The 4,789-nt window shown below is 26.2% G+C and carries 4 protein-coding genes and 1 pseudogene; all 5 read left to right on the top strand.

Features of this window, described 5'->3' with window-relative positions; genetic code table 11:
• A partial coding sequence (locus HUJ77_RS14595) for a lamin tail domain-containing protein (protein WP_291709879.1) occupies positions 1-927 on the top strand: 927 nt, incomplete at its 5' end.
• 166 nt (positions 928-1,093) lie between these two features.
• A pseudogene (locus HUJ77_RS14590) lies at positions 1,094-1,299 on the top strand (IS3 family transposase); the annotation flags it as partial.
• 301 nt (positions 1,300-1,600) lie between these two features.
• Complete coding sequence (locus tag HUJ77_RS14585) at positions 1,601-2,479, top strand: hypothetical protein (protein ID WP_291709877.1); 879 nt, start codon at positions 1,601-1,603, stop codon at positions 2,477-2,479.
• A 391-nt stretch (positions 2,480-2,870) separates the two neighbouring features.
• Positions 2,871-3,116, top strand: a complete 246-nt coding sequence (locus HUJ77_RS14580) for a hypothetical protein (RefSeq protein ID WP_291709874.1) — start codon at positions 2,871-2,873, stop codon at positions 3,114-3,116.
• Between the two features lie 156 nt (positions 3,117-3,272).
• Positions 3,273-4,502, top strand: coding sequence for a conserved phage C-terminal domain-containing protein (locus HUJ77_RS14575; protein ID WP_291709873.1), 1,230 nt, complete (start codon positions 3,273-3,275; stop codon positions 4,500-4,502).
• The last annotated feature ends 287 nt before the right edge of the window (positions 4,503-4,789 follow it).

The raw sequence follows: 4,789 nt of genomic DNA, 5'->3' as shown, positions 1-4,789 counted from the left end.
CATCCACACGAAGATCATATAGGTGGATTAGATGATGTTATTAATAATTTTTCTATAGGAAAAGTAATAATGCCTAAGGCAACTACAACTACAAAGACTTATGAAGATGTGTTAACTGCAATAAGAAATAAAGGTTTAACAATTACACTACCTAAAACAGGAGATAAATACTCTATAGGTGGAGCAACCTTTACTATTTTAGCACCAAACTCTGAAAGCTATGATAGTTTAAATAATTATTCTGTTGTAGTAAAGCTAACATATTTAAATAATAGTTTCTTATTTACAGGGGATGCTGAAACCCTTTCTGAAAATGAAATGATAAATAAAGGCTTAGATTTAAAAGCAGATGTATTAAAGGTAGGACATCATGGAAGTAGTACATCTACATCACAAGGATTCTTAGATAGAGTAAATCCTAAATATGCAGTAGTTTCAGTAGGAAAGGATAATTCTTACGGACATCCAAATAAAACTGTAATGGATAGATTACAATCTAAAAATATAAATATATATAGAACAGATGAATCAGGAACAATAATAGCTACTAGTAATGGAAATAATATTACTTTCAATGTTTCTCCAGGTAGTTATAATGGAAATACAGGTGGTTCTGGTTCTACTAATCCAGGAACAACAACTGGTGATATAGGAATAACAAATGTAGATTTAGTTAATGAAATTGTAACATTAAAGAATTATTCTAATGCAGATATAAATATGACAGGTTGGAAATTAGTAAGCGTAGAAGGAAATCAAGTATTTAATTTCCCAATTGGTTATGTAATGCCAGCTAATTCTCAAATTACAATAGCAAGTGGAAAAGCAGATGGAACATTAAAATGGACTAGTGCTTACATTTGGAATAATGATGGAGATAGAGCAGAATTATATGATGGAACTGGTACATTAGTTTCATATAAATAATTGGTAAAAAATTGGTCCCCTGGGGAATATCCCTAGGGGTAAATTTATATCCAATTATTTTTTGAATAAATTTGGTGTTAGTATAAAGTAGTGGACACATTAAGACGAACTAAGTAAAATAACATTTAGTTAAGAAAGGATGTGTCCATTATGGGAAAGGGCAGAAGATATTACGTATATTCATACTACAAAAGATGGGTGGGCCTATTTGGCTTCAGTCATAGATCTACATTCACATACCGCACCTTCGAAGAAGCTAATATTGCTATATTTAGATATATAGAGGGTTGGTATAACAGAAAAAGACTACACTCCTCTATTAATTACATGACCCAAAATCAATGTGAATTATTAGCTAGATGTATAGCATAAAAAAATTCGACTTTTTGTGTCCAAAATATTGACATAAGACCAATTATACTTTATAAATAGTTAATGTAATATAAAAAAAGATTATATATGGTAAAATATATTGGAAACTTTTGTATAATAAAAGTTATATATTTATACAATACAAGTTATATATATGATTATTTTAAATTAGAATTAAAATATGTAATGTATATGGATATTACCCAAAATAGTGCGGGTGGATATAAATGTTTTGTTAAAAATGTGGTATGCAAATTAAATAAATATATAACTATAATTAAAATGTAAAGGGGAAATTTTAATGGCTAGATTTTGTAAGTATTGTGGAAAACAGATTGAAGAGGGGAAAATATGTAATTGCCCAGAAAGTCTTGAAAATGCAGCACGCATTCTAAATGCAAAAGAGACAATTAATAAAGAATCAAAAGAAGCGGCAAAGGTAGTTAAATCATATTTCAAAGATATAAATGGGGTTACTGAAAAAGTAATTAATGATGATAATAAGACCTTTGTATATCTTTCTGGAGCTGCCTTCCTTATAGCAGTTTTATTTAATATATTTACTGCCTTCGCTAAACTTGGTGGTAGTATAAATAAATTTATAAATGCACCAGGAAAAGTATTTGGTTTATCTTATGTTGATTTAATGAGGTATAATTTAAATTTAAATAAGGGAAAAGTTATATTATATTCATTAATTTTAGGAATTAGTGTATTGATAATTTTAATGGCATTAGTATTTATACTTTCTAAAATCAAAAAAAGTGATTGGAATAATAAAAGCATAGTGTATGCAACTATAATTAATACTATACCAATGACTTCTGTTCTTATAGTCTTTGGATTACTACAATTAGTATTTTCATACAAGTTCATACTATTTTCACAAGCAATATATATAATTACATTAATTGCAACAATAACATTGTTATATAATATGATTACAGATGGCTTTATGAAATTAGTTGATGTTTTAGTTTTTATTATATTAGTATTCTTAGCTGTTCTAATTATTGCATATATCTATACTAATGTAATTTCAGGTATAATAGGAGCTTATGAAATTAATGGACAGACTGTAAGCACTTATATGAAATATATAAAAGGATATATACTAAATGAATATTCTAATATAGGAGAAGATATACTTGAAGAGATAATTAGTTCATTTATGTATTAATTAAATATCTTTTAAAAATATATTTAAGCTAGTTTAAATGTTTAATTCTATTTAAACTAGCTTTTATTCTATTTAAACTAGCTTTTCTTTAAACTTAACAATTAAATAAATTGGAATTGATGGTAAATTTATGAGATGAATTTGAAATGAAGATAATATTTAATGGAAATAATTGGTCCCCTGGGGAATCCTCTATTTATTACACATATTAATAAATTTAAAAGTAAAAAATAGAAAGATTTTAAAAAAAAGCATTGTTTAATTAACAAGGCTTATTAAGAATAAGTATACTTTTATAATGATAATGAATTTCATTGTATTTTGTGCTTTATAGTTTGCAATAAGTTCAAGGTAATAAGTTTTACCTAGGTGTAAAAGTTGGGGGAGGATAATGATGCTGAAATTCAAAGCAAAGATTAAAAATAGTGAGCTTACTGTAAAAGCTAAAATTTCATCAGATGAGGTTATTAGTGATAGAGAAATAGAGATTTTTGAAAATAAAAATATTAGGGGTTTTCTTAGGTCATTAAATGGTTTTGATATACCAGCTATTGAAGATTATATTTCAAAGGAAGATAAGGATATACCTAAGCAAATTAAGAAACAGAAAATCACTGAAAGTGGATTTATTAAATAGAAAGAAAAAATCTAGCAGACATAAATTTATATTATGGATTTATATATGCTAGATTTTTTTGTTTTTTATAAAAAAAATTTTCTCAATTTTCTCTTAAACAGGGTACTTATTTAATGACAGGCTGTTCAAGATTAAGAATTATGGAGGTTATTAATTATGCAATTTTCATTTTTAGGTTACTCAGTTAAAAAGATTATGGAGTTAGGTTTAGATGTTAAGGATGTTACTATACTTAGGTATTTTGATGATTTTAGACAAAGTGGGAAAATGAACTATGATGTAATAGAAGGAGTTAACTACTATTGGGTAAGTTATCAAAATATAGAAAATGGATTACCTTTCTTAGGTTTAGGTAAGAGATCTATTATGATGAGAATGCTAAAGCTAAGGGACTTAGGAGTTTTATCTCATTATACTAAAAAGGAAGGTGGAACTTTTTCTTATTATGCCTTAGGGGAAAGGTATAAGGAACTCTTATATATTAAGAGCAATAATGATAGTAAAGATAATAATGGTAATAACCATAATAATGATAATGGTTATACTGGTGGACAAGCTATAGGGTTATATAGAGATATTAACTCTACAATTGTACAATCAGCTAAATGTAATAAAGACATTAATGAATTTAGTAATGAACAAGCAATTAAATGTATTGATAATGATAGAATTTCTAAAGTGGGAGAAGCTACAAGTTTATCTGATGATATTAATATATCTAAGGTAGGGCAAGCTATAGAATACTATGATATTGCTAGTGAATCTAAAGATGGACAAGCATCCTATTCTTATAAACAAGAAAGAATTAATAAGACAGTTAATAATAATGAAGAGGATATTCAAAATAATGCACAAGGAAAAGATTATTTAAAGGATTGTGAAGAGGCTAATTATAAAAAGGAAGAAGGGCTATCCCAAAATAATCATAGGGGTTATGCAGAGAAATGTTCAACAAAGACTCCTTTACTAAATAATTCATCTACTACATTAAATAATATTTATAATAATATAAAAGACAAAGTAAGTAATATAATTAATTACTTAAACTCCAAGGTTGGTGTTAGATATAAGTCTAATAATACTAAGACTATTAATTTAGTTAAGGCTAGGCTAAAGGAAGGATTTACTTTAGATGATTTTAAAATTGTTATTGATAAAAAGGTTAAGTCCTGGAAGGGAACTAAGTTTGAGCAATACTTAACACCCTTTACTTTGTTTGGAGATAAGTTTGAAGTTTACTTAAATCAAAATATTGTAAAGCAAGAAGAAAATAATTCTTTTGTAAATAAAACTAGCTATGGAAGAAATAATAAATTAAGATTTGATAATTTTAAGGGCAGAGATTATGATTTCGATAAATTAGAAAAGCAATTATTAGGTTGGTAGTAGGAAAGATTAATGTAGCAACATAACCTAATAAAGCTTAAAAAGAGTAAGAAGATCATAAGCAAATTTATAACCTCAGTAATTTTTCTGAGGTTTACATACTGATAACATTAATAGTTAACAGTGCTTATACAATTTTAAATATAAAATTTAATTTAATTTTATATTTAATTAAAATAATAAATTTACTATTTAAGGTTAAATATGGTATAATGAAATAGATGCAAATAAAAGTTACTTTATTGCATATAACTTTAATAATTATAAAAAAACATATAGGTATTAGG

It is taken from the genome of Clostridium sp. (assembly GCF_021443865.1).
Lineage (GTDB): Bacteria > Bacillota > Clostridia > Clostridiales > Clostridiaceae > Clostridium.
The sequence above is the reverse complement of the archived record's forward strand: the minus strand, read 5'-3'. Positions and strand labels throughout refer to the sequence as shown.